Source organism: Niveibacterium umoris (genome assembly GCF_014197015.1).
GTDB classification, from domain to species: domain Bacteria; phylum Pseudomonadota; class Gammaproteobacteria; order Burkholderiales; family Rhodocyclaceae; genus Niveibacterium; species Niveibacterium umoris.
Window position 1 is genome coordinate 1,763,614 of record NZ_JACIET010000001.1, and the last position, 23,927, is coordinate 1,787,540.

Below are 23,927 nucleotides of genomic sequence, written 5' to 3' on the forward strand. Positions count from 1 at the left end.
CTGCCAAAGTATCCAATCAATGCCCGATACTGCGACCGCGCGCACGCCGGCTTCCCGACTTGTCGGGCTGCTCACGCTGATGCGTCCGCGTCAGTGGGTCAAGAACACTTTCGTGCTGGCCCCGCTCGTATTTGCTGGCGCATTCAGGGATCCGACCGCCATCCGGCATGCGGTGGTGGCAGCACTGCTGTTCTGCGTCGCGTCGTCCGCGACCTATATCGTCAACGACATTCACGATATCGAACGCGACCGTCGTCACCCCAAGAAGTCCAGAACCCGTCCGCTTGCGGCCGGTGTGGTCACGGTGCGGGCCGCGGTGGCACTGCTCTCAGCACTCTACGCACTGCTTGTCGCGGGGTGGTTTCATGCACCGCATGTCGTCGAAGTGATTGCCGCCTACATGGTCCTCAATGTCGCCTACACGTTCGCGCTCAAGCACCAACCTGTCGTCGACATATTCACCATTGCGATCGGTTTCGTGCTGCGGGTGTACGCGGGCGCCGTGGCACTCGATGTCCCCCTGTCATCGTGGATGTTCATCACGACGCTGTGCCTCGCGCTCTACCTGGCCGCGGTCAAGCGCCGCCAGGAACTGGCGCAGAGCGGCAGCGAAGGGCGCCAGGTGCTCAAGCATTACTCCATCGCACTTGTGGACCGTTATGCCGAGATGTCCGCTACCGGTGCATTGCTGTTCTACAGCATGTTCGTCATGTCTGCGAAACCGCAGTTGGTCATCACCGTGCCGCTCGTGCTGTTCGGGCTCTTCCGCTACTGGTTTGTTGTGGAGTCTCTCGACGGCGGCGAATCGCCGACCGACGCCCTGCTCGAAGACTGGCAGCTGCTGCTGACCGTGCTTGCCTGGGTCGGCGCCTGCGGCTGGGTAATGTGGCAGGGGCATCCATGAATCTCGATTGCAGCTATCTGGTGACCCCGGGCCTCGCATGGCTCGTCGCGGGTACGGCCAAGTTCGCCATCAACAGTATCCGCGCCCGAAAACTCGCCTTCGGACTCATCGGCTACGGCGGCATGCCGAGCAACCACAGCGCCATCGTCAGCAGCACCGCCGTCCTCGTCGCGCTGAAGGAGGGTCTGGGGCATCCGGCCTTCGGCGTCGCACTGACCCTGGCTTTCATCGTCATGCTTGATGCGAACAGTCTGCGGCGCCAGATCGGGCGGCATGCCGAATCCATCAATCGAATCGCTGCTCGCGAACCCGCCCATGCGCCCTTGCGCGAGCGCATGGGGCACTCGGCGCTGGAAATCGCTGCCGGCATCGCGACGGGCTCGATTGTCGCGATCGGCGTGAAGGCCGTGCTGGGTTAGTCGACGCCGGACACGGCGGTGCATCGAGGCACCAAACTGGCGCCTCGGCGACCCATGACGCTGTCACCAGCACCCTTCGGGTGCATCGCCATACGATAACGCCGGGATGCCGGCAGTGGTTCGCTCCTTGCTAGGCATGTAACGCGAATCCCCGCCAGCGACGAGAGCCGCGCGATGTCGATCCACGTAGCCCTGCACCATGTCACCACCTACCAGTACGACCGCCCGATCAACCTCGGCCCGCAGGTGATCCGGCTGCGGCCGGCGCCGCACAGCCGCACGCGCATCCTGTCGTACTCGCTCAAGGTGCTGCCCGAAAAGCATTTCATCAACTGGCAGCAGGACCCGCAGTCGAACTACCTCGCCCGCTTGGTCTTCCCCGACAAGACGACCCAACTGAGGGTGGAGGTGGATCTGGTCGCCGAGATGTCGGTGATCAACCCCTTCGACTTCTTCCTCGAGCCCCACGCCGAGAAGATCCCCTTCAACTACGACGCCACCCAGCGCATCGAACTGGCGCCCTACCTCGCCAAACGCGACTGCGGCCCGGAATTCGATCGCTACCTTGCTGCGATCCCGCGCACGCCAACGCCCAGCGTCGACTTTCTCGTCGCCCTCAATCAACGGATCCAGGGCGATGTCAGCTATCTGATCCGTCTCGAACCCGGCGTGCAGACGCCGGAAGAAACGCTGACCAAGGCCAGCGGATCCTGCCGCGACTCGGCCTGGCTGCTGGTGCAGTTGCTGCGCCACCTCGGGCTGGCTGCGCGTTTTGTCTCCGGCTACCTGATCCAGCTCACCGCGGACCAGAAGTCGCTTGACGGCCCCTCCGGCACAGAGGTGGACTTCACCGACCTGCACGCGTGGTGCGAGGTCTACCTGCCCGGCGCCGGCTGGGTCGGGCTCGACCCGACGTCGGGCCTATTCGCCGGCGAGGGTCACATCCCGCTAGCCTGCACGCCGGAACCCTCCTCTGCAGCGCCAATCACAGGCGCGCTGGACGAATGCGAGGTCGAGTTCGGCCACGAGATGAAGGTCACACGCGTCTGGGAAGCACCGCGCGTCACCAAACCCTACACCGACGAGCAGTGGGCAGAGATCGAAGCACTCGGCCACGGCATCGACGCGCGACTTGCGGCGATGGATGTGCGCCTGACCATGGGGGGCGAGCCCACCTTCGTCTCGATCGACGACCCGGACGGCGCGGAATGGAACACCGCCGCCATGGGTCCGAACAAGAAGCGGCTCGCCGCCAACCTTTACCACCGCCTGCGTGAAAAATACGCTGCGCGGGGTCTGGTGCACTTCGGCCAGGGCAAGTGGTACCCGGGCGAGCAACTGCCGCGCTGGTCGCTCAACTGCTTCTGGCGCAAGGATGGCGAACCGATCTGGCGCGACCCGGCCCTGCTCGCCGATGAATCGAAAGCGGGCAGCGCTGACGACATCCTCGCCGGCCGCTTCCTGCGCGCGCTGGCGGAACGGCTGGCGCTCGATCCGGAATTCGTCTTCCCCGCCTACGAAGACAGCTTCTACTACATGTGGCGCGAGCGCCGCCTGCCGGGCAATGTCGATCCGCTCGATTCGCGCATCGACGACCCGCTCGAACGCGATCGCCTGATGCGGGTGTTCCAGCAGGGCCTGAAGAAGGTTGCCGGCTACGTGCTGCCTGTGGGCCGCCAGATCGGCACCAACCGCTGGCAGAGCGGCCCCTGGTTCCTGCGCAGCGAGCGCTGCTACCTGATCCCGGGTGACTCTGCCATCGGTTACCGCCTGCCGCTCGATTCGCAGCCCTGGGCCTCGGCCGTCGACTACCCGTGGATCCACCCGGCCGACCCGTCGGAACAGCGGGCGGTATTGCCGGCCTACAGCGCGCTGCGCATGCAGTCGCGCCCGCCGGTGGCGCTGCAGCCAGTCGCCGACGCCTTGCGCGGCAAGCCCGCCAACGACGCCAGCCCGGCGGCATCGCGCCGCCCCACCGCCAAGGAGAGCGCCGCCTGGATCACGCGCACCGCGATGTGCGCCGAAGCGCGCAACGGTGTGCTCTACCTCTTCATGCCGCCGACCTCGACGCTGGAGGACTACCTGGAACTGGTCGCGCAGATCGAGTCGACGGCGGAAGCCCTGCACACCCCGGTGCTGCTGGAAGGCTACGAGCCGCCGAAAGACCCGCGCCTGGCGCAGTTCCGCGTCACCCCCGACCCCGGCGTCATCGAGGTCAACATTCACCCGGCGAAGAACTGGGATGAACTGGTCGAACGCACCACCCACCTTTACGACACCGCACGCGAATGCCGCCTGACCACCGAGAAATTCATGGTGGACGGCCGCCACACCGGCACCGGCGGCGGCAACCACTTCGTGCTCGGCGGCGAGACCGTACTCGATTCACCCTTCCTGCGCCGGCCCGAGCTGCTGCGCAGCCTGATCAGCTACTGGCACAACCATCCGGCACTCTCCTACCTGTTCTCCGGCCTCTTCATCGGCCCGACCTCGCAGGCACCCCGAATTGACGAGGCGCGCAACGATTCGGTGTACGAACTGGAAGTTGCCTTCGGCGAGATCGCCCGCCTAGGCAAGGAAGGCGACGTGCCGCCGTGGCTCGCCGACCGCTTGCTGCGCAACCTCTTGATCGACGTCACCGGCAACACGCACCGCGCCGAGTTCTGTATCGACAAGCTCTACTCGCCGGACAGCGCGACCGGGCGACTCGGCCTGCTCGAACTGCGCGCCTTCGAAATGCCGCCACACGCGCGCATGAGCCTCACCCAGCAACTGCTGCTGCGTTCGATGGTCGCGCGCTTCTGGGAACAACCCTACACGCCGCCGCGGCTGGTGCGCTGGGGCACCGAACTGCACGACCGCTTCCTGCTGCCGCACTTCGTCGAGCAGGACCTTGCAGACGTGGTCGAAGACATGCAGGCCGCCGGCTTCCCGATCCGGCCGGAGTGGTTCGCGCCGCACCTCGAATTCCGCTTCCCGAAGATCGGCGACCTTGCGGTCAAGGGCATGGAACTGGAATTGCGCACCGCGCTGGAGCCCTGGCATGTGATGGGCGAGGAAGGCACGGCCGGCGGCGCAGTGCGCTATGTCGACTCGTCGGTCGAACGCTTGCAGGTCAAGGTCGCCGGAATGGCACCGGATCGCTACTGCCTCACGGTCAACGGCACGCCGGTGCCGCTACACCCCACCGGCAAGGTCGGCGAATTCGTTGCAGGCGTGCGCTACCGCGCCTGGCAGCCGGCGTCCTGCCTGCATCCGACCATCGGCGTACATGGCCCGCTGACCTTCGACCTGGTCGACACCTGGATGCAGCGCAGCCTGGGTGGTTGCCAGTACCACGTCGCGCACCCCGGCGGCCGCAATTACGAAACCTTCCCGGTGAACGCCTACGAGGCGGAAAGCCGCCGTCTTGCCCGCTTCTTCCGCTTCGGCTATACGCCGGGCGAGATGCGGCTCGCCCCCGCACCGACGCAGGGCGAATTCCCCTTCACGCTCGACCTGCGGCGCCGATAAAACTGGCGAGGGCGGCGGGTTCATCTTCCTGTAACCTGCCGCCCAATCAACCCGTAGTCCGCGAAGCGGGCCGACACCAGAATCCGATGCCGAAACCACTTTTCGCAGGCTACCGCTGCCCGCCGCACCATTTCGACGAAGCCTTCGACGCCGAGGGGCGGCCGCGGGCCGCTTGGGCCGCACTGGTCGCCGCCCTCGAAGCCGGCGGCGCCGAGACGCTGGAGCGCCAGTCCGAAGCGCTGCGACGCATGGTCGAACTCGACGGCGTCACTTACAACGTGTATGCCGACCCGAAGGGCGCCGACCGCCCGTGGGCGCTCGATCCGATTCCGATGGTCATCGGCGCCGCCGACTGGCAAACCATCTCGCAAGGCATCGCCCAGCGGGCAGACCTGCTCGACCGTACGCTCGCCGACATCTACGGCCCGCAGGACCTGATCCGCGAAGGCCTGCTGCCGCCGGCGCTGGCCTTCGGCCACCCGGGCTACCTGTGGCCCTGCCAGGGCATCAGCCCTGCGGGAGGGCGCTGGATGCACGTCTATGCGGCAGACCTTGCGCGCTCGGAAGACGGGCGCTGGTGGGTCATCCACGACCGCACACAAGGCCCCTCGGGCGTCGGCTACGCGTCACAGAATCGACGCCTGGTTGCGCGCAGCCAGTTCGACGTCTTTCGCCATGCGCAGGTCGCGCCGCTGGCCGATTTCCTGCGCGCGCTGCGCGACGCGCTCGGCAGCATGGCGCCGGTGGCGCAAGGCGAGACGCCTCGCATCGTGTTGCTCACGCCGGGCCCCTGGAACGAGACCTACTTCGAGCATTCACTGCTGGCGCGCCATCTCGGTTTTGCGCTGGTCGAAGGGCAGGATCTGACGGTGCGGCAGGACCGCGTCTTCATGAAGACCCTGCAAGGCCTGCAGCCGGTGCACGCGATCCTGCGCCGGCTCGACGACGACTATTGTGACCCGGCTGAACTGCGCACCGATTCTGCGCTGGGCGTGCCGGGCCTGCTGGCGGCGGTGCGGGCCGGCAACGTGCTGGTGGCCAACGGCATCGGCAGCGGTGTGCTGGAAACCACCGGCATCCACGGCTTCCTGCCGGGTATCTGCGAGCGCCTGCTCGGCGCGCCGCTGCGTCTGCCCTCGGTCGCCACCTGGTGGTGCGGCGAGGCGCCAGCGCTCGAACATGTGCTCGAACACCTCGACGAACTCGTCATCAAACCAGCCTTCCCCGGCATGTCGCCGGCGCCGGTCTTCGGCCATCGGCTCGATGCCGCTGGCCGCGCTGCGCTCGCCGAACGGCTGCGCGCAACGCCCCACGCCTTCCTCGCACAGGAATGGGTGCGCCTGTCGCAAGCGCCGTCGCTGCTCGCCAACGGGCGCATCGGGCCCCGCTCGGTCGGTTTGCGGGTCTTTGCCGTGGCGACGCCGGAAGGCTGGCGGGTGATGCCGGGTGGCCTCGCACGTGTCGCCCAGGACTTCGATGACGATATCGTCACCATGCAGCACGGCGGCGCCAGCAAGGACATCTGGGTGCAGAGCCCCTCGCCGGTCTCGCGCGAGGCGCTCGCTCACCCCCCGATCACGCCACCGGAACTGGTACGCGCCGGCGCGATCGTGCCCTCGCGCATCGCCGAAAACCTGTTCTGGCTCGGCCGTTACGCCGAACGCTGCGAGGCGCAGGTGCGTTTGCTGCGCGCCGCCCTGAACCGCCTCGGTGATGCTGACGAAGAAGCGCAGCGCGCCCTGCTGTCGCTCGCCGCTGTCGCGCGATCCCAGCTCCTGCTCGACGAGAAAGACGAGAGCACCGGACTGCCGGAGGATGCCGTCTGGCTCGCCGCCGTGCTCGATCCGAAGGCACCCAATAGCCTGCTTGCCAATGCGCGGCGGCTGCAGCGTGCTGGTAGCCAGATCCGCGAGCGTCTGTCGGCCGACAACTGGCACGCCCTCAACCGCTTGCCGCAGGTGCTGGAAGGCGCACCCAAGGGCCTCGCCGGCGTCGCCGAAACGCTCGATCATGCGATGCTGCTGTGCGTGTCCTTCGCCGGCTTCGCGATGGACGACATGACCCGCGACGACGGCTGGCGCTTCCTGCTCCTTGGCCGCCGCATCGAACGCCTGAGCGGGCTGGGCGGCCTGCTCGGCGACTTCCTTGGCGGCGATTCCCCGCGCCACGCCGAGAGCCTGGAATGGCTCCTGGAAGCCTGCGACAGCATCATTACCTACCGCAGCCGCTACCCGCGTGCGCCGGAATTGCTGCCGGTGCTCGACCTGCTGGTGTTCGACCGCGACAACCCGCACGCGCTCGGCTTCCAGCTCGACGTGCTGGCGCGTTACATGTCTCGCCTGGGGCGCGACTTTGGCGTCGCCTTTGAACACGACCCGGCACCGCTGCTCGACACCCTGCGTCGCTTCGACCCGACCCGCTTCCACAACCTCGCCCTGCTCGGCGAGGCCGCACCGGGGCAGGCGCCGGTCGAAGCCCTCGGGGCCTTCGCCACCCGTGCGCAGCGCTTCGGCTGGAACCTGTCGGACGAGTTGTCGCTGCGCTTTTTCAGCCACGCCGACCGCGCGGTGCAGACCGCCGAGGCCGCATGAGCACGCCACCCAGCCGTAGCGTGGCGCGCTACTTCGTCTCGCACCTGACCCGCTACGACTACCGGCGGCCGGTGGCGAATGCGCGCCATGTGCTGCACCTCACACCGCGCGAGCTGCCCTGGCAACACGTCGTATCCCACGTGATCGATGCCGATCCGATTCCGAACGAGCGCGCCGTCGGGCGCGATAACTTCGGCAATCCGGTCGAGACCCTCGCGATCACGCACCAGCACAGCGGGCTCGATGTCCATGCGCGCAGCTGGGTGGAAATCGCCGAGCGGCCGCAGACGGAGTCATCACCCGCTTGGCAAACGGTGCGCGACGCGTTGGCATTCCGTGCCGCCCACCCGCCGCTGCCTGCGGAACTGGAGGCGGCGCGCTTCCAGTTCGAATCGCGCCATGTCCGCGTCAAGCGCGAACTGGCGGAGTGGGCCGCGCGGGCCTTCGCGCCCGATATGCCGCTGCTCGACGGCGTGCAGGCGCTGAACGATCGCATTCATACCGAATTTGCCTTCGATCCGGAAGCCACGCATATCGCCACGCCGGTGATGGAGGTGCTGAAGCTTCGCCGCGGTGTATGTCAGGACTTCGCGCACCTGATGCTGTCCGGCCTGCGTTCGCTGGGGCTCGCCGCGCGCTACATGAGCGGCTATCTGCTGACGACCCCTCCGCCAGGTAAGGAACGGCTGATCGGGGCCGACGCAAGCCATGCCTGGGTGGCGGTGTGGTGTCCGGAATCCGGCTGGGTCGAGTTCGACCCCACCAACGGCGTGCGCGCGGGCAGCAGCCATATCACGCTGGGCTGGGGCCGCGACTTCAGCGACGTCACGCCACTGCGGGGCGTCATCTTCGGCGGCGGCGAGCACACACCGGAAATCGAAGTCAGCGTGGTCCCGGAAGCCGACTATGCCGCACTGTTCGGGGCCGCAAGACGCGCCTGAGCGCGTTACCGGCAGGCAAGCGCCGATGCGCTGAGGCGCGCGCGTGAGGTGCTTCAGGCGCGGCCAGTACTGCCGAAACCGCCCTCGCCACGGTGCGACGCTTCGAATTCCTCGACCACGTTGAAACCCACCTGCAGCACCGGCACCACCACCATCTGGGCGATGCGCTCCATCGGCTCGATGACGAAGGCCTTGTGGCCGCGGTTCCAGACCGACACGAAGATCTGCCCCTGGTAGTCGGAATCGATCAGGCCAACCAGGTTGCCCAGCACGATGCCGTGTTTATGGCCTAGCCCCGAGCGCGGCAGGATCATCGCCGCGAGGCCCGGATCGGCGAGGTGAATGGCCATGCCGGCGGGCACCAGAAAAGTTGCCCCCGGTTCGAGCGTGACCGGTGCGTCGAGACAGGCCCTCAGGTCGAGCCCCGCCGAGCCATGCGTGGCGTAATGCGGCGGGCTTTCCTTCAGGCGCGGATCAAGCAGTTTCACTTCGATGCGGTGCATGGACAGGGCTCCTGTGGGCGAGGATTTCAAGTAGTTGGCCGCGGGGCGCGCGGATACCGCGCGAATCCTCGCGAGACGTTCTTACGACCGGGGACGCGCGAGCAGCCCCGAGCAGATCAATCCGGACGAAGCATTCCGGCCATGTGGGCGACGATCGCCTGCGCGACCTCGTCCTTGGCGCCAGCAGGAACCGGATGGCGCCCGGCATCGTCGAACAACACCACGCAGTTTGTGTCGCCGCCCATGCCGTCCTGCACCAGGTTGGCTACGAGCAGGGGCACACGTTTCTTCGCGCGCTTGGCAGCCGCGTAGGTGTCGAGGTTCTGGCTTTCAGCCGCAAATCCGACGCAGAACGGTGGATTCGGCAGCGCCGCCACTTCGGCGAGGATGTCCGGGTTCTGCACCAGTTCTATCGTCAGCCCTTCACCGCCGGTCTTCTTCATCTTGTGATCGGCCGCCGTTGCGGGGCGGTAGTCGGCCACTGCCGCCACGCCGATGAAGACATCGGTCGCCAGTACGTTTGCGAGCACAGCTTCGCGCATCTGCAAGGCGGTCTGTACGTCGATGCGCCGCACGCCCCGCGGCGTTGGCTGGGCCACCGGGCCCGCAACGAGGGTGACGTCGGCACCGGCGTCGGCACAAGACCGCGCCAGCGCAAAACCCATCTTGCCGGAGCTGATGTTGGTGATGCCGCGCACCGGGTCGATCGGTTCGAAAGTCGGGCCTGCGGTGATCAGCACCTTGCGTCCGGCGAGTCGCTTGGGCGCGAAGAACGCCCGCACCTCATCAACGATCTCGTGCGGTTCGAGCATGCGGCCCATGCCAACCTCGCCGCACGCCTGCTCGCCCGCCGCCGGGCCAAACACTGCCGCACCGTCCGCACGCAGTTGCGCGAGGTTGCGCTGTGTTGCCGGGTTTTCCCACATCTGCCGGTTCATCGCCGGACACACTGCCAGCGGGCATTCGCGCGCAAGCACGAGGGTGGTCAGGAGATCATCAGCCAGGCCGTGGGCAAATTTGGCCATCACATCTGCCGTGGCCGGCGCCACCAGCAGTAGGTCAGCGCCGCGGGTGAGATCGATATGCGCCATGTTGCGGCTCTGGCGCGCATCCCACGCGTCGAGCCAGGCCGGGTTGCCGGTCAGCGCCTGAAAGGTCACCGGCGTCACGAAATGCACTGCAGCTTCGGTCAGCACGCAATGCACGTCGGCGCCAGCCTTGCCGAGCTGGCGCGCAAGGTCGGCTGCCTTGTAGGCCGCGATGCCACCGGAAATGCCCAGCACAATGCGCTTGCCCGTGAAAATGCTCATGACATGAAACCCCGATGACGCGGCACGATGGAGGCCTCGATTCTAACGCCCACCTGCAAGGACACGACATGGCGATCACCGACTGGCCCGAGGACGAACGCCCCCGCGAGCGCCTGCTCGCCCACGGCGCCGGTGTGCTTTCGGACGCCGAACTGCTGGCGATCTTCCTGCGCGTCGGCATCAAGGGCAAAAGTGCGGTGGACCTGGCGCGCGATCTGATCGGTCGCTTCGGTAGTCTGACCCGCCTGTTTTCCGCGCCCGAACAGGAGTTTGCCGCCGTACCGGGCATGGGGAGCGCCAAGTTCGCGCAACTCCAGGCGGTGATCGAAATGGCGCGCCGCGCGCTCGGCGAAGAAATGCGTGAACGCGATCTGCTCAGCTCGCCCGGCGCGGTACGCGACTGGCTGCGCCTGAAGCTTGCCGCGCTGCCCTACGAGGTTTTCATGGTGCTGCTGCTCGATGCGCAGAACCGACTGATCGCCGCCGATGAACTCTTCCGCGGCACGCTCGACCAGACCAGCGTGTATCCGCGCGAGGTCGTGAAACTGGCACTCGCCCACAACGCGGCCGCGGTGATCTTCGCGCACAACCACCCGTCTGGATGCGCGGAGCCCAGCCGCGCCGACGAGTTGCTAACGTCGAGCCTGAAACAGGCGCTGGCGCTGGTCGATGTGCGCGTGCTCGATCACTTCGTGGTAGCTGGCAACGCCCATCCGCTGTCATTCGCCGAGCGCGGATTGCTCTGAGTTGTCTATGCTGGGGTGAGCGATTGCGAAGCCGGTTAGCGTCCAATGCCCGAAAGTGCTTGATTCAAGGACGCATTTCTAGATAGAATCGTGGGTTTCGAGCAAACAGGTTCATCGGAGCGTTTCATGTCCCGCGTCTGTCAAGTTACCGGTAAAGGCCCCATGGTGGGCAATAACGTCTCGCACGCAAACAACAAGACCAAGCGTCGCTTCCTGCCCAACCTGCAGTCGCGCCGCTTCTGGGTTGAGAGCGAGAACCGCTTCGTGCGTCTGCGTGTGTCCAACGCGGGTCTGCGCACGATCGACAAGAAGGGCATCGAGGTCGTCCTCGCCGAGCTTCGCGCTCGCGGCGAAGTCTGATCCGACCCCTCACTAGGAGAACATCATGGCCAAAGGCGGTCGCGAAAAGATCAAGCTGGAGTCCACTGCGGGCACCGGCCATTTCTACACCACGAACAAAAACAAGCGCACCACTCCCGGTAAGCTCGAGTTCATGAAATATGACCCGAAGGCCCGGAAGCATGTGCTCTACAAGGAAACCAAGCTCAAGTGATTTGAGCTGACCTGGTTTGCCTCGATGAAAAACCCGCCTCTGGCGGGTTTTTCGTTTTGCGGGACACGCAGCGCGCTCATCGCGACGCGGCGCTTCAGAATTTCATGCTTGAGACATCGGCGCGCCAGCGGCATCAGGCTCTGATCCCTCGCCCCCTTCCGCCAGCTTCGGAGCCTCCCCCGAAGCGCCGCGCAGTGGCGCCCGCAACACTTCCAGCCTGACGCCGACATGGCCAAGCCGTTTGCGCAGCGCCTCCTGCTTTTCAGCCGAACACACGCCGACGCCGCGCCCCTCGACCACGATCACCACGCCACCCGGTGGAATCAGCGTTAGCGCAACGTCCAGCATCAAGTCCAGCGCACGCCCCGTTTCACAGCATTCCTTTTCAAGGCCACCGGGCACCAGTGCGCGTCGTTCGGCGGCGCAGAAGACAAGCCGGTCAACACCGCCCCATCGCCTCTCGACCTGACTCACGACCGACTCCAACTCGCCGAAGCGACCAAAATCAAGGGGAAGCATGAACTCCGCCCCGATGCCGCGCGCAAGCCCGGCGGTAAACGCCCTGACCTTTTCGTCCAGATAAGTCAGACCGAAACGCCCGCCTTGCTTCACCAGCGTTTGAATGAAATGCCCGGCGGGCGTGTCATCACGCTCCAGCCCGACCACCAGCGTGCGAAGCGCGGTCGGCGATGCGCGCGGAGGCAGATCTTGCGGAATCACGCCAAGCCTCGCCGCAACGCGAAAAATCCCGGTTCCGCCCACCCCAAACCGGCGAAGTGACGCCGGTCACCTGCAAATCGCCTTGATTCGCGCAAGACGGACAATCCAATACAAATCAGCATCTTGCACCCCTTCACGACGCACGCCGGCAGCGGAAACGGCGTTTCCTGCCGATCCACGATTGCAGACTAGTCCGGATTGTGCGGCGCAGCAAGAAAATCAGGTGTGCATGTGAAGAAAACCCACGGACTCGGCAGCGACAACAAAAACTGAGACTCCAATAAGCGGCGCCTATGATGTAACTCAAAAGCTTGATCGCGATTGCGATTTAGGGTTTACCCTATGTTCGGGTTTACCCCAATTTGATGACAGTTTCACCGCGGCGCTTCCCGGCCGGAGCCCCGAAAAGGAGACATTCAAATGCGTGCAAATGCACCAAGGCTGCAACTGATCGCCCCGTTGTCCGGCGTGCTGATTCCAATCGAGTCCGTTCCGGATCCGGTATTCGCCGAGAAGATGGTCGGAGATGGCATCTCGATCGATCCGACGTCGAATGAATTGCTCGCGCCGCTCGCCGGAACCGTGATCCAGCTCCATCGTGCGGGCCATGCGCTGACGATCCGCAGCGCGGAAGGCGTCGAGGTGCTGCTGCACATCGGCCTCGATACGGTCACGCTGAAAGGCGAAGGCTTTGCACCGCAAGTGAAGGAAGGCGATTCTGTCACTCAGGGACAGTCGCTGATCCGCTTCGATGCCGATCTTGTCGGCCGCAAGGCGCGTGGCCTGCTGACGCAGATGGTGATCGCAAACGGCGACAAGGTGGCCCGCATGAAGCCCGCCACCGGAAAGGTCGAGGCAGGCAAGAGCGAGGTGCTCATGCTGGATCTCGCGGGCAGCAGCGCCGCCCACACGACGAGTGCCGGCAGCGTTGATCTGGTCGCGCCACTCTCGGGCGTGCTCTTCCCGCTCGACAAGGTGCCGGACCCGGTGTTTGCGCAAAAGATGGTGGGCGACGGCGTTTCGCTCGACCCCACCAGCGGCGAACTGCTCTCCCCCGTCGCCGGTACCGTCACCAACATCCACAATGCCCATCACGCCCTGACGATCACGACCGCGGAAGGTCTCGAAGTGCTGGTGCACATCGGCATCGACACCGTGATGCTCAAGGGCGAAGGCTTCACTCCGCGCGTCAAGCAAGGCGACACGGTGGCGGTCGGCCAAGCGCTGATTTCGTTTGACGCTGACCGCGTCGCGCGCAAGGCCGCGAGCCTGCTGACCCAGATCGTGATCGCCAACGGCGACAAGGTCGCCGCCATGTACGCCAAGTCCGGCGCTGTCGAGGCTGGCCGCGATGTCGTGCTGTCGGTCCAGCTGGTTGGTAGCGAAGTGGCCGACGCCACGGCCGGCGGCAATGTGGAACTCGCCGGTCCGGTCAGCCTGCCCAACCCGTCCGGCTTGCACGCGCGCCCGGCCGCGGTGCTGGCGGCCGAAGCCAAGAAATACAAGTCCGATGTGCGCATCATGCGCGGCGCCGCCGAGGTCAACGCCAAATCGGTGGTCGCCATCATGGGCTTTGCGACAATGCAAGGGGATGCAATTTCCGTCAAAGCCACCGGCCCGGATGCCCGCGAAGCAGCCGCCGCCGTAGCCAAACTCCTGGCGGAAGGCTGCGGCGAGAAAGCCGGTGACGCGCCGGCACCGGCTGCCGCGCCCAAGGTCATTGCCCCGACCCGCGCCACGCCCACCGACCCCGATGAGCTCGCCGGCGTATCCGCCTCCCCGGGTCTGGCGGTCGGCCGCATCGTGCAGTACAGGCAGCAAGTCATCGAGGTCACGGAAAAGGGTGATTCGCCGCAGCGCGAACGTACGCGACTCGACGGCGCCCTGCATGAAGGCCGCGCAGCAATCGAAGCGCTAAAAGCCAATCTGAGCGACCGCTCGAAGGCGCAGATTCTCGATGCCCACATCGAACTGCTGGAAGACCCGGAACTGATCGACCTGGCGATCGAGGGCGTTTCCGCCGGCAAGAGCGCGGGCTATGCCTGGCGCGAAGCCTTCACCCGCTACGCCGCCCAACTAGAAGGGCTGGACAATGCGCTGCTTCGCGAGCGCGCCAACGACATCCGTGACGTCGGCCGCCGCGTGCTCGCGCTGCTCGCAGGCGTCACCCAGGCCAAGATCGATGTCCCGGCGGGCTCGATCCTGATTGCCGAAGAACTGACGCCTTCCGACACGGCGCAACTGGATCGCACCAAGGTGCTGGGCTTCTGCACCACCACCGGCGGTGCGACCAGCCATGTCGCGATCCTGGCCCGTTCGCTCGGCATCCCGGCCGTCTGCGGCATCGACGAAGCGGTGCTGGATCTGGCCGATGGCACGCAGGTCGTGCTGGATGGATCGCGCGGCACGCTGCGCAAGAACCCGAGCGAAGCGCAACTGGCCGATGCCGAGGCCCGCATGGCCCGCCAGGCTGCCAAGCGCGAGGCTGAACAGGCGGCCGCCCACAAAGCCGCCCAGACGGCCGATGGCGTGCGTATCGAGGTCGTCGCCAACGTGCGTAACGCCAAGGATGCACAGGAAGGCGTGGCCAACGGCGCAGAAGGCGTCGGCCTGCTGCGTTCCGAGTTCCTGTTCGACGACCGCGACACCGCGCCGGACGAAGAAGAGCAGGCTGCCGCGTACATTGCCGTGGCAGAAGCGCTCGGCACCGAGCGTCCGCTGGTCGTCCGCACGCTGGACGTCGGCGGCGACAAGCCCCTGCCCTACCTGCCGCTGGGCAAGGAAGACAACCCCTTCCTCGGCCTGCGCGGCGTGCGTGTGAGCCTTGACCGCCCGGACATGTTCCGCACGCAGCTGCGCGCGATCCTTCGCACGGCGCCGCTGGCCAAGCTGCACATCATGTTCCCGATGATCGCAACGCTTGAAGAGCTGCGCGAGGCCAAGGCGATCCTCGCCGAAGAGCAGGCCGCGACCGGACACACCGATGTGCAGGTCGGCGTGATGATCGAGGTGCCGTCGGCCGCCGTGATGGCCGAACAGTTCGCCCGTGAAGCGGACTTCTTCTCGATCGGCACCAACGATCTCACCCAATACACGCTGGCCATGGACCGCGGCCATCCCAAACTCGCCAAGAAGGCCGACGGCCTGAATCCGGCGGTGCTGCGCATGATCGCGCTGACCTGCGAAGGCGCGAAGAAGCACGGCAAGTGGGTGGGCGTCTGCGGCGGCATGGCTTCGGACCCGATGGCCGTGCCCGTGCTGATCGGTCTGGGCGTGACAGAACTGTCCGCCTCCGTACCGGCCATCCCCGCCATTAAAGCCACCGTCGCCCGCGTGACGATGCCGGAATGCGAAGCGCTTGCACAGGAAGTGCTGGCGCTCGGAACCGCTGCAGAAGTGCGCGCGCGGCTTGCCAAGTTTGCTGATTAAACCAAGTCCCTTGAGGAGTCATACAACCATGTTTGCAAATGCCTTTGCTGGCCTGCAGAAGATCGGCAAGTCGCTGATGCTTCCAGTGGCCGTCCTGCCGGTGGCAGGTCTGCTGTTGGGTCTCGGCGCGACCGATTTCCACACCACCAACTCCGTCTTCCTGGCGATCCTGTCGCTGATGAAGAATTCCGGCGACGTGATCTTCGGCAACCTGCCGCTGATATTCGCCATCGGCGTTGCGCTGGGCTTTACCGAAAACGATGGCGTTGCAGCCATCGCCGCGACCATCGGCTACCTGGTCATGACTGTCACGCTCGGCGTGATGGCCGGCATCATGGGCATCAAGCCGGACACGATCATGGGCCTGCCCTCGATCCAGACCGGTGTGTTCGGCGGCATTCTCGCCGGCGGCCTGGCGGCATACATGTTCAACCGCTACTTCCGCATCGCGCTGCCGGCGTACCTCGGCTTCTTCGCGGGCAAGCGCTTCGTGCCGATCGTCACCGCGATTTCGGCGATCGCGCTGGGCGCCGTGCTGTCCTTCGTGTGGCCCCCGATCGGTGGCGCCATCAAGGCCTTCTCGCACTGGGCCGCGGTCAGCGATCCGCGTACCGCCGCAACCGTGTATGGCTTTGTCGAGCGTCTGCTGATTCCGTTCGGCCTGCATCACATCTGGAACGTGCCGTTCTTCTTCGAAATGGGCAGCTTCCTCGACCCGAGCACCGGCAAGATGGTGAGCGGCGACATCAACCGCTTCTTCGCGGGTGACCCGACCGCAGGCGTGCTGGCTGGCGCCTTCTTCTTCAAGATGTTCGGTCTGCCGGCTGCCGCAATCGCGATCTGGCATACCGCCAAGCCGGAGAACAAGCTGGCCGTGGGCGGCATGATGGTTTCGGCCGCACTGACCTCCTTCCTGACCGGTATCACCGAGCCGATCGAGTTCGCCTTCCTGTTCGTTGCACCGGTGCTGTACTTCATCCACGCGCTGCTCGCCGCTTCGTGCCAGTTCGTTGCCAACACGCTCAGCATGCACATGGGCTTCACCTTCTCGCAGGGCGGCATCGACTTCCTGATGTTCAACCTGATTGGCAACAAGTCGCAGGGTGCCTGGTACGTCTTCATCCTCGGCCCGATCTACGCCGCGATCTACTACTCGGTGTTCCGCTTCGTCATCGTCAAGTTCAACCTGAAGACGCCGGGTCGTGAAGACGCCGCCGAAGAAGGCGCCACGCAAGCCATGGGCGAAGGCAAGGGCGGCAAGGCGCGTGACCTCGTGATCGCTTTCGGCGGCCGCGCCAACATCAAGAGCCTGGACGCTTGCATCACCCGTCTGCGTATCGCCGTGGCCGACCCGTCGCGTGTCGATCAGGCCCGCCTGAAGGCGCTCGGTGCATCGGGCGTCGTGGTTGTTGGCAACGGCATCCAGGCCATCTTTGGCCCGCTGTCTGAAAACATGAAGGGCGACATGGAGGACTACCTGAAGTCCACCGGCGCCGAGGCTGATCTTGCGGCGCCGGTTGCAACCGTCGCCACCGCCGCCCCGGCTGGTGCCAGCGCCCAGCAGAAGGCTCGTGCGGAGAAGATCCGCGCAGCCCTTGGCGGTGCAGCAAACGTGAAGGCGCTCGAAGCGCTGGCTGCGACGCGCCTGCGCGTCGAGCTCGCCGACTCGGGCAAGGTGGATGCCGCAGCGCTGAAGAACGCTGGCGTGCAGGCCACGATGCCGGTCGAAGGCGGTGCGATGCACCTGATCGTCGGCCTCGAAGCCGACGCGCTGGCCGCCGCGCTACGCTGATTCAAAGTTTCCTTTGTAGTTTCGAGGGCGCCTGCGGGCGCCCTTTTTGCGTGAATGCGCCGAAAGAAACGTCCTCGTCGGTTACGCCCGCAAAGATGTCGCCCTGGAGTCAACTCCTGCGGCGGAGGTGGCGCGGCCGCTGGCCCGCAACAGCTCAGCGTTGATCACCTGCCGCCATTGCAAGGCCACCGCGGCCTGGCTGCATTTGCGAGCCACAAAGGCACGCCCGGCGGCTGCGCGCTCTTTGCGTCCCTCCGCATCAAGGAGATAGTCCGCGACGGCGCCATCGAAACCGTTGAGAAAGCCGAACTCCGAGAAGACCTTGTAGCTGCTGATCGCATCGGCCACAACCGACAGCCCCTCATGAAGGGCGGTGGCGACCCGATTGCCGCTCTTGCACCGGGTGAAAGGATTGTCGGCAACGGGAATCAGGGCAACATCATGGAGGCGCAATGCCTCGAGAAAGGTCGTGCGATCCCAGTCCAGGTAATGGTGCGGTATCGACCAGTCCCGGAACAACGCTTGGTACTTCGGCGGATGGTTGCTGATCACCGAGAGCGAGACCGGGCAGCGTTCGCTGACACGATGTATCTGGTCGCGAACCGCAGCCAGATCGCCCATTCCACCTTCGGCAAAGCCCACCCCGTGATTGCCAAACCAAACCAGGGGGAGATGTCCGCGATCACGCCAGTACCCTACCCACCGCGCATGCTGGAGAAGCTTCCGCTTCGCGGGCCACCGCCGTGGATTCAGGTGTCGGCGCGCCCAGCTCTCTCCGGGCATGAGATCCGCATCGCCCTCGACCGCATCGCCCACCACGCTTACCGGCTGTTCAAACCCTTGCTCCCGGGTCACTTGCGCAAGCGCCTCGGTGGCACAGACAAGGTGATCCGCCATGGCCAGCAGTTTGCGCAGCCGATTGACCTGTGCTTCCCAATCGGGATTATTGGTGGGGTTGTAGAACTGGTTGTCGCAGTTATCGACAACGATGCGAACACCCTGCTGCTTTAGCCGCGCAACGGCAACGAGCATGGCATCCGGCGGGAGGCTATTGCGAACCGTCCCGAAGACCGACCACGCCTGGACGATTACACTGCAATAGCGCGCTTCGCATGCAGGATCATAGAGCTCCACTTCAACGCCGTCGCGTTGCAGCGCCGCCAAGGGAGTCAAGCAGCGCATGCGTACACCCGCTTTGAGCGGATCAATCGATTGGGGCCACCAGCCAACGACCTTATGGGTCGTCGCCGGAATCTCGCAGGTTACGGGCATCGATAGCATTCAGGGGGGTTTGCCATAGCGCTGAAATATCGTCGAAGAGGCAGCGCCAAACCATCGCGTACGCCACATGAACCCCAATTAGTTACAGAGATTGACAAAGTCTGGACAAGATTCGCGGCTGCTCCACTTGCCAAACCAGCACGTTGTCAGCGCACCATTTCAAAAACGCGGATCGAAGCAAAGCCATGACATCGCCGACCTCTCTCGATCGACTCGACGCCCAGATACGCTTCATTCTCGAGATCGACAAGCTCAAGGCGGTGCTTCGCCAGAGCTGGCTGCTGGATGGTGAGCGGCGCGAGAACTCGGCCGAGCACAGCTGGCATGTGGCGATGATGGCGCTGGTGCTGGCCGAACATGCGAATGCGCCGGTGGATGCCACGCGGGCCGCGATGATGCTGATGCTGCATGATGTGGTCGAGATCGACGCCGGCGACACCTTCGCCTACGACGTCGCCGCACACGCAGACAAGGCCGAACGTGAAGGCGCCGCTGCCGACCGCATATTCGGTCTGCTGCCCGCTGACACCGCTGCGCCGCTACGCGCGTTGTGGGATGAATTCGAAGCCGCAGAGACCATCGACGCGCGATTTGCCAACGCGCTCGACCGGTTGATGCCGATGTTGCACAACCTGCATACCGAAGGTCGCGCCTGGCAGGCCAACGGCGTTACCGCGGACAAGGTGTTCGCTCGGAATCAGGTCATCGCAGCGGGGTCGGTGCGACTATGGGAATACGCCAAAACAGTGATCGACGCCGCCGTCGCCAAGGGCTACTTGCCGCAAGCGCCTTCGTCGCTCGGCGACTGAACGCCGCTGTCAGCGCGCTTCGATTTCGCGTACCACCAGTTTCGCCAGGTCGCGTAGCAGATTGAGGTCTTCCGGCTCGAGTCGGCGCGGCTTGCGATCGATCAGGCACAGCGTGCCGATGCGGTGCCCGCTGCTCAACTCGAGCGGCATGCCGGCATAGAAGCGGATTTTCGGATCGCCTGTGACCAGCGGATTGTCGGCGAAACGTGCATCTTCAAGCGCGTCAGGAATGACCAAGGGTTCGGCCTGGAGAATGGCATGGCCGCAGAAGGAAATGTCTCGACCCGTCTCGCATGCGTCCAGCCCCTGGCGGGATTTGAACCATTGCCGGTTGGTATCCACCAGACTGACCAGCGCGATCGGCACCCGAAAAGCCGATGCGCAGAAACCCGTAATGGCGTCGAATTGCTCTTCCGGCTCGGTATCGAGAATAAGCAGATCGTGCAAAGCCTGAACACGCGCTGCTTCGTCGGAAGGAAAAGCCGGTGTCCGCATGAAGTCTCTCCTTTCAATCAGTCGCAATGCCTTCGCACCCTCACGTTAACGACGTCAGGCGCCCTGACTTGACCGCCAGCCGGATGTCGTTGCGGCCAATATGCCGATCATCGCGGCGCGCACTCGGTGTGGCCAGTTGCCCATGGCCTTGCGAACTGCCATGATCCCGCAGTTTCGCCGTTGCTGCACGGCGTTCCGCGATCAGCGGATCGCATCAGATCGCGCGCCGAGCGCGGCCCGCGCATGCAATTCCCTATGGACGCTGCGAGGGCGCTAGACAGATTCTTCAACCGACTTGAACGCGCTGCGCGCCGGATTGCACTGCATTGCCCTTCGAACCGAACGCCTCGACACCAAGCGCAGCCAGCCTCGGCGCCGCTCCCCACCGCCGCATCGGCGTCCGCCTGTTGGACCGCGCCCTGCTCGGCATCCTCCGCGTGCTCAGCGGACGCCGCGCGGCAAGGTTGGCACTGCGATTCGGATGGCGGATCTATCGTTCGGGCAGTCGCTCAGACGCTCGCAACCGTTCGCGCTTCATCCTGCGATCAGCGTATTACCGCAGCACCACCAAGACCTGGTTCGCACGCCTGAACGCCGACCCAATGCTGCGTACCTTCGTTCGACTGCAGCCCGAACTTGCGGAGAAATTGCACCGCCCCTACGCCCGCGCCGACCACCCGGCGACGACGCGCCTTCAGGCGCTGGACGAGCATTACCGCATCTGCCGCGAACAGAGGTGGGCACCATTGCTGGCGCAAGTCGGGCGCGGCCCGGTCACGCTGGCGACCTGGCAGGGCAAGGATGAGGTGCCGCTCGTCCTGACGTTGACGGTACCCGGGCAGTTTGCCAAGGAAGGTGAGATGGCCGTGCACCTGATGCGCAATGATGTCCGCCAATGCACCGTTCTCGTTTCTCTGCGCGGCGACGGATCCGGCCGCTGGCTTGATATCGCCTGCCTTCAGGGCCCCGCCGGCGGCGAAGGCGGAGAGGGTCGCGATGCGATGCGCGAAATCACCAAAGCGTGCCATGGCCTGCGCCCCCGCTCGCTGCTGCTCGAAGTCGCCCGCCTGATCGCTGGTCTTGCCGGCTGCAGCAACATTGTCGGCGTTGGCAACGCACGCCACATCTACCGCAACGCGCGCAAACGCCGCGACATCGCCTTCGACTACGACGCCTTCTGGGCCGAGTCTGGCGGAGAGCGCCGCAACGATGGGGACTGGAACCTGCCCTTGGCGGCTGCCGTCAAACCGATGGAGGACGTGCCGTCGAAAAAGCGGGCCGAAGTCGTTCGCCGCCGTCAGATGCAGGCCGCCATCCTCGCGCAAGCGAGCCACTGCTTGGCGCCAAGCGCGGGATAGCCATACCCGCTTCGGCTTGGGAATTGGGCGGTGCGGCAGGCGCGTGCCGTACCCGTTTCTACGCGGCCGATGCGTCCTTCAAATTGGCGCAAGCCTTGGCAAAAGGCTTCGCGCAGGGAGCCACCAATGCGGTTTTCCTGCGATTCCATCCATTCCCAAACCCGTAAGGACGTCGCAAGGCGAGTGCATGCGGCAGCCCGCTTCGCACAAGGGTCCTTAGCCAATGCACCTTGACGGGTGCCGCTGGTTTCCGGAACAGGTGGTTTCGCTGCCGCCGACGTAGCCGCTGGACATTTCACGTCAACGAAAGGGAAGGCTTGCGCGAACGGCCATCACTGTATATGCTTACAGCACCCAATCAGTAGCCGCCCCCGACCGGAGAATCGCCATGTCCCGCTTCAATCGAGCCCTGCCTGCATCGCTATTCCGTGCGCCACTGCGCGCCTGCGAAACAGCACTCAGTCTGCGATCGCTCGCGATGCTCGACGTGGTTCGCCGCCGTGGCCGCACCTGGGGCCTGCTTGCGACTTACGAAGAAGGCCGACTCGGCCTGCATTGATTCGAAGCGACGCAGCGGGCGCTCAGCCCGGCGCCGATCGGACCTCTTCCCGCGCCGATAGCACACCTTTTTCAAGATGCATGATCGCCTGCGCGTGCTCGGCGGCGCGCTGGTCGTGGGTCACCATCACGATGGTCTTGCCGGTATCGCGATTGAGGCCCTGCAACAGGTGAAGAATCTCGGTCGCGGATTCGCGATCCAGATCGCCGGTCGGTTCGTCGGCGACGATCACGGTCGGGTCGGTAATCAGCGCACGTGCAATCGCGACCCGTTGCTGCTGGCCACCCGACAGTTCCGACGGGTAGTGATCCATGCGATCCGACAAACCCACCATTTCCAGCGCCGTTTCCACATGCGCGCGCCGCGCGGCGCGCGACAGGCTGGTCAGCATCAGCGGCAGTTCCACGTTCTCGTAGGCGGTCAGGACCGGCATCAGGTTGTAGAACTGGAAGATGAATCCGACGTGCTCCGCACGCCAATCTGCCAATTGCCGCTCTGACAGCTCGCCGATCTCGACGCCGTCTACCTTGAGCGATCCGCCATCGATCGAGTCGATGCCCGCGATCAGGTTCAGCAGAGTACTCTTGCCCGAACCCGAAGGGCCCATCAATGCCAGGAACTCGCCTGCTGCGATGTCCAGGCTGATGCCGTCGAGTACGGGGATCGTCTGGCTTCCGCGGCGATAGGCTTTGTAGACCTCGCGGACGGAGATCAGCGGCCGCCTGGGGTCGGGAGTCGCGCTCACTTGCTGCTGACCTCGACGCGTGCGCCATCCTTCAGTGTGTCGGCTGGCTTGCGCACAACCCGATCGCCCGCCTTGAGTACTGAAACCTCGACCTGATCACCAATCGCCGCACCGCGCGTTACTGCGACACGGTGCGCGAGATCCTGATCAATCCGGAAGACAGCGGACGCAGCGCCTTCACCGACCAGCGCATCCTTATGCACGACCACACGCGGGTTGCGTTCGTTGGCCCCCATCGCCCGCGACAGGAAGGCAACCTTGGCGCTCATTTCCGGGAGGATGCGTTCGTCGCGATCCAGAAAACGGATCTTGGTCATCACGCTGGCCTTGGAGCGATCCACCGTCGGCACGATACGGATCACTTCGCCGCGAAACCGCATGTCCGGGAAAGCGTCGAGCTGGATCTCGCAGGGCTGCCCGATGCGGACCTTGCCGAGCACGCTTTCTGACACATCGGCCTCGACCTCAAGCGTGGCCATGTCCGCCATCGTCACGACCGCGCCCTTGCTGTCGGCGGCGGCCGAGAAGGTCGTGACGATATCGCCGACGTTGGCGCTCTTGGTCAGCACGACGCCATCGAACGGCGCGCGGATGTTGGTCTGATCGAGCGAAACATTGGCCGCCCGCGCGCCGGCTTCGGCCGCGCGAATCGCCGCCTCGGCACTGGTGACCGCAGCCCGGGCGCGCTTGGCACGCGCTTCAGCCTCGTCAAGCGCCGATACCGATACGTAGTTGCGATCCGCCAGGTCCCGCGCACGGCGTAGCAGCCGTTCTGCTTCGAACAACTCGGCCTGCGCCTGCACCTGGCTCGCGCGCGCCACACCCACATTGGCCTCGGCCTGGCGTGCCTGCGCTTCGACGTCCTTGCTCTCGATCCGCGCCAGCACCTCACCCGCCTTCACCACCGAGCCTTCGCGCACACCCAGCCATTCGAGCCGACCGCTCGCCTTGGAGCCGACGGCCGCCTTGCGCTGTGCAACCACATAGCCGGTCGCGTTCAGCAAGGTCACACCCTGGTAGGGATAGGCGGCTGCGACGGTGAGCACCTCCACCGTCGCTGGCGCCAGGGCACGTTTGGCGATGCCCGCACCAACCAGCAACACGGCTGCGAGCCCAGCGTAAAGCCACCCGCGCCCGCGACTGCGACGTGCGCCCCCGGCACCCTTGTCAAGGCGGAGCGGCGCTTTCTTCTCGATACCGGATTCGCTCATGGACCTCTCCAGACGTATCCGGCGATTCTAGCGGAAGCCAAGAAATGC

The 23,927-nt window shown here is 65.1% G+C and carries 20 protein-coding genes; 13 read left to right on the forward strand and 7 right to left on the reverse strand.

The features are described 5' to 3' along the window. Positions 1-19: 19 nt before the first annotated feature. The 5 genes from GGR36_RS07975 to GGR36_RS07995 all read left to right on the forward strand — a co-directional run bounded on the left by GGR36_RS07975 (position 20) and on the right by GGR36_RS07995 (position 8,368). Positions 20-904, forward strand: a complete 885-nt coding sequence (locus GGR36_RS07975; protein ID WP_183634015.1) for a decaprenyl-phosphate phosphoribosyltransferase — start codon at positions 20-22, stop codon at positions 902-904. Then, positions 901-1,323: a divergent PAP2 family protein gene (locus tag GGR36_RS07980; protein WP_183634017.1), complete on the forward strand. Its 423-nt coding sequence runs from the start codon at positions 901-903 to the stop codon at positions 1,321-1,323. Before GGR36_RS07975 ends, GGR36_RS07980 begins: the two co-directional genes overlap by 4 nt. Before the next feature lie 174 nt (positions 1,324-1,497). After that, positions 1,498-4,836, forward strand: coding sequence for a transglutaminase family protein (locus tag GGR36_RS07985; protein WP_183634018.1), 3,339 nt, complete (start codon positions 1,498-1,500; stop codon positions 4,834-4,836). An 86-nt stretch (positions 4,837-4,922) separates the two neighbouring features. After that, on the forward strand, positions 4,923-7,427 hold the full coding sequence (locus GGR36_RS07990; protein WP_183634019.1) for a circularly permuted type 2 ATP-grasp protein: 2,505 nt from the start codon (positions 4,923-4,925) through the stop codon (positions 7,425-7,427). Further along, entirely contained in the window at positions 7,424-8,368 is a 945-nt protein-coding gene (locus GGR36_RS07995) for a transglutaminase family protein (RefSeq protein WP_183634069.1), read from the forward strand. Before GGR36_RS07990 ends, GGR36_RS07995 begins: the two co-directional genes overlap by 4 nt. Before the next feature lie 53 nt (positions 8,369-8,421). Here GGR36_RS07995 and dut read toward each other — a convergent pair whose 3' ends face one another. Together dut and coaBC are read right to left on the reverse strand one after the other, a co-directional pair. Then, a complete protein-coding gene (gene dut / locus GGR36_RS08000) occupies positions 8,422-8,871 on the reverse strand; it encodes a dUTP diphosphatase (RefSeq protein WP_183634071.1) in 450 nt (149 codons plus the stop codon). A 116-nt stretch (positions 8,872-8,987) separates the two neighbouring features. Then, positions 8,988-10,181 carry a bifunctional phosphopantothenoylcysteine decarboxylase/phosphopantothenate--cysteine ligase CoaBC gene (coaBC, locus tag GGR36_RS08005; protein ID WP_183634073.1) on the reverse strand — a complete coding sequence of 398 codons (1,194 nt, stop codon included), beginning with the start codon at positions 10,179-10,181 and terminating at the stop codon, positions 8,988-8,990. A 68-nt stretch (positions 10,182-10,249) separates the two neighbouring features. Here coaBC and radC point away from each other — a divergent pair, with 68 nt between their 5' ends. The 3 genes from radC to rpmG all read left to right on the forward strand — a co-directional run bounded on the left by radC (position 10,250) and on the right by rpmG (position 11,480). Further along, on the forward strand, positions 10,250-10,927 hold the full coding sequence (gene radC, locus GGR36_RS08010; protein ID WP_183634075.1) for a RadC family protein: 678 nt from the start codon (positions 10,250-10,252) through the stop codon (positions 10,925-10,927). Between the two features lie 126 nt (positions 10,928-11,053). Next, positions 11,054-11,287: a 50S ribosomal protein L28 gene (gene rpmB, locus GGR36_RS08015; protein ID WP_172198377.1), complete on the forward strand. Its 234-nt coding sequence runs from the start codon at positions 11,054-11,056 to the stop codon at positions 11,285-11,287. A gap of 25 nt (positions 11,288-11,312) precedes the next feature. After that, positions 11,313-11,480 carry a 50S ribosomal protein L33 gene (rpmG, locus tag GGR36_RS08020; RefSeq protein WP_172198374.1) on the forward strand — a complete coding sequence of 56 codons (168 nt, stop codon included), beginning with the start codon at positions 11,313-11,315 and terminating at the stop codon, positions 11,478-11,480. A gap of 102 nt (positions 11,481-11,582) precedes the next feature. On the opposite strand, the gene GGR36_RS08025 is transcribed toward rpmG, so the two are convergent. After that, positions 11,583-12,200 (reverse strand): SDR family oxidoreductase, encoded by a 618-nt coding sequence (locus GGR36_RS08025; protein ID WP_183634077.1) that lies wholly within the window; start codon positions 12,198-12,200, stop codon positions 11,583-11,585. Between the two features lie 420 nt (positions 12,201-12,620). Here GGR36_RS08025 and ptsP point away from each other — a divergent pair, with 420 nt between their 5' ends. Together ptsP and ptsG are read left to right on the forward strand one after the other, a co-directional pair. Further along, positions 12,621-15,629 (forward strand): phosphoenolpyruvate--protein phosphotransferase, encoded by a 3,009-nt coding sequence (gene ptsP / locus GGR36_RS08035; protein WP_207064279.1) that lies wholly within the window; start codon positions 12,621-12,623, stop codon positions 15,627-15,629. A gap of 28 nt (positions 15,630-15,657) precedes the next feature. Then, positions 15,658-17,421 (forward strand): PTS glucose transporter subunit IIBC, encoded by a 1,764-nt coding sequence (ptsG, locus tag GGR36_RS08040; RefSeq protein WP_183634079.1) that lies wholly within the window; start codon positions 15,658-15,660, stop codon positions 17,419-17,421. A gap of 81 nt (positions 17,422-17,502) precedes the next feature. Here ptsG and GGR36_RS08045 read toward each other — a convergent pair whose 3' ends face one another. Beyond that, the gene (locus GGR36_RS08045) at positions 17,503-18,702 is read right to left on the reverse strand and encodes a glycosyltransferase family protein (RefSeq protein WP_183634081.1); all 1,200 of its coding nucleotides are present in this window, start codon (positions 18,700-18,702) and stop codon (positions 17,503-17,505) included. 185 nt (positions 18,703-18,887) lie between these two features. Between GGR36_RS08045 and GGR36_RS08050 the strand changes: the two genes are divergently transcribed. Then, positions 18,888-19,511, forward strand: coding sequence for an HD domain-containing protein (locus tag GGR36_RS08050; protein WP_183634083.1), 624 nt, complete (start codon positions 18,888-18,890; stop codon positions 19,509-19,511). A 9-nt stretch (positions 19,512-19,520) separates the two neighbouring features. Here the strand turns inward: GGR36_RS08050 and GGR36_RS08055 are convergent, their stop codons facing one another. Next, positions 19,521-20,006 carry a GAF domain-containing protein gene (locus GGR36_RS08055; RefSeq protein WP_183634085.1) on the reverse strand — a complete coding sequence of 162 codons (486 nt, stop codon included), beginning with the start codon at positions 20,004-20,006 and terminating at the stop codon, positions 19,521-19,523. 326 nt (positions 20,007-20,332) lie between these two features. On the opposite strand from GGR36_RS08055, the gene GGR36_RS08060 reads away from it, so the two are divergent. Together GGR36_RS08060 and GGR36_RS08065 are read left to right on the forward strand one after the other, a co-directional pair. Next, positions 20,333-21,364 carry a VirK/YbjX family protein gene (locus GGR36_RS08060; RefSeq protein ID WP_183634087.1) on the forward strand — a complete coding sequence of 344 codons (1,032 nt, stop codon included), beginning with the start codon at positions 20,333-20,335 and terminating at the stop codon, positions 21,362-21,364. Between the two features lie 388 nt (positions 21,365-21,752). Continuing rightward, a complete protein-coding gene (locus tag GGR36_RS08065) occupies positions 21,753-21,923 on the forward strand; it encodes a hypothetical protein (RefSeq protein ID WP_183634089.1) in 171 nt (56 codons plus the stop codon). Between the two features lie 22 nt (positions 21,924-21,945). Here GGR36_RS08065 and GGR36_RS08070 read toward each other — a convergent pair whose 3' ends face one another. Both GGR36_RS08070 and GGR36_RS08075 read right to left on the reverse strand, forming a co-directional pair. Beyond that, positions 21,946-22,668 carry an ATP-binding cassette domain-containing protein gene (locus tag GGR36_RS08070; RefSeq protein WP_207064277.1) on the reverse strand — a complete coding sequence of 241 codons (723 nt, stop codon included), beginning with the start codon at positions 22,666-22,668 and terminating at the stop codon, positions 21,946-21,948. Next, positions 22,665-23,879, reverse strand: coding sequence for an efflux RND transporter periplasmic adaptor subunit (locus GGR36_RS08075; RefSeq protein ID WP_183634091.1), 1,215 nt, complete (start codon positions 23,877-23,879; stop codon positions 22,665-22,667). The genes GGR36_RS08070 and GGR36_RS08075 overlap by 4 nt, the downstream gene beginning before the upstream one ends. Positions 23,880-23,927 lie beyond the last annotated feature (48 nt).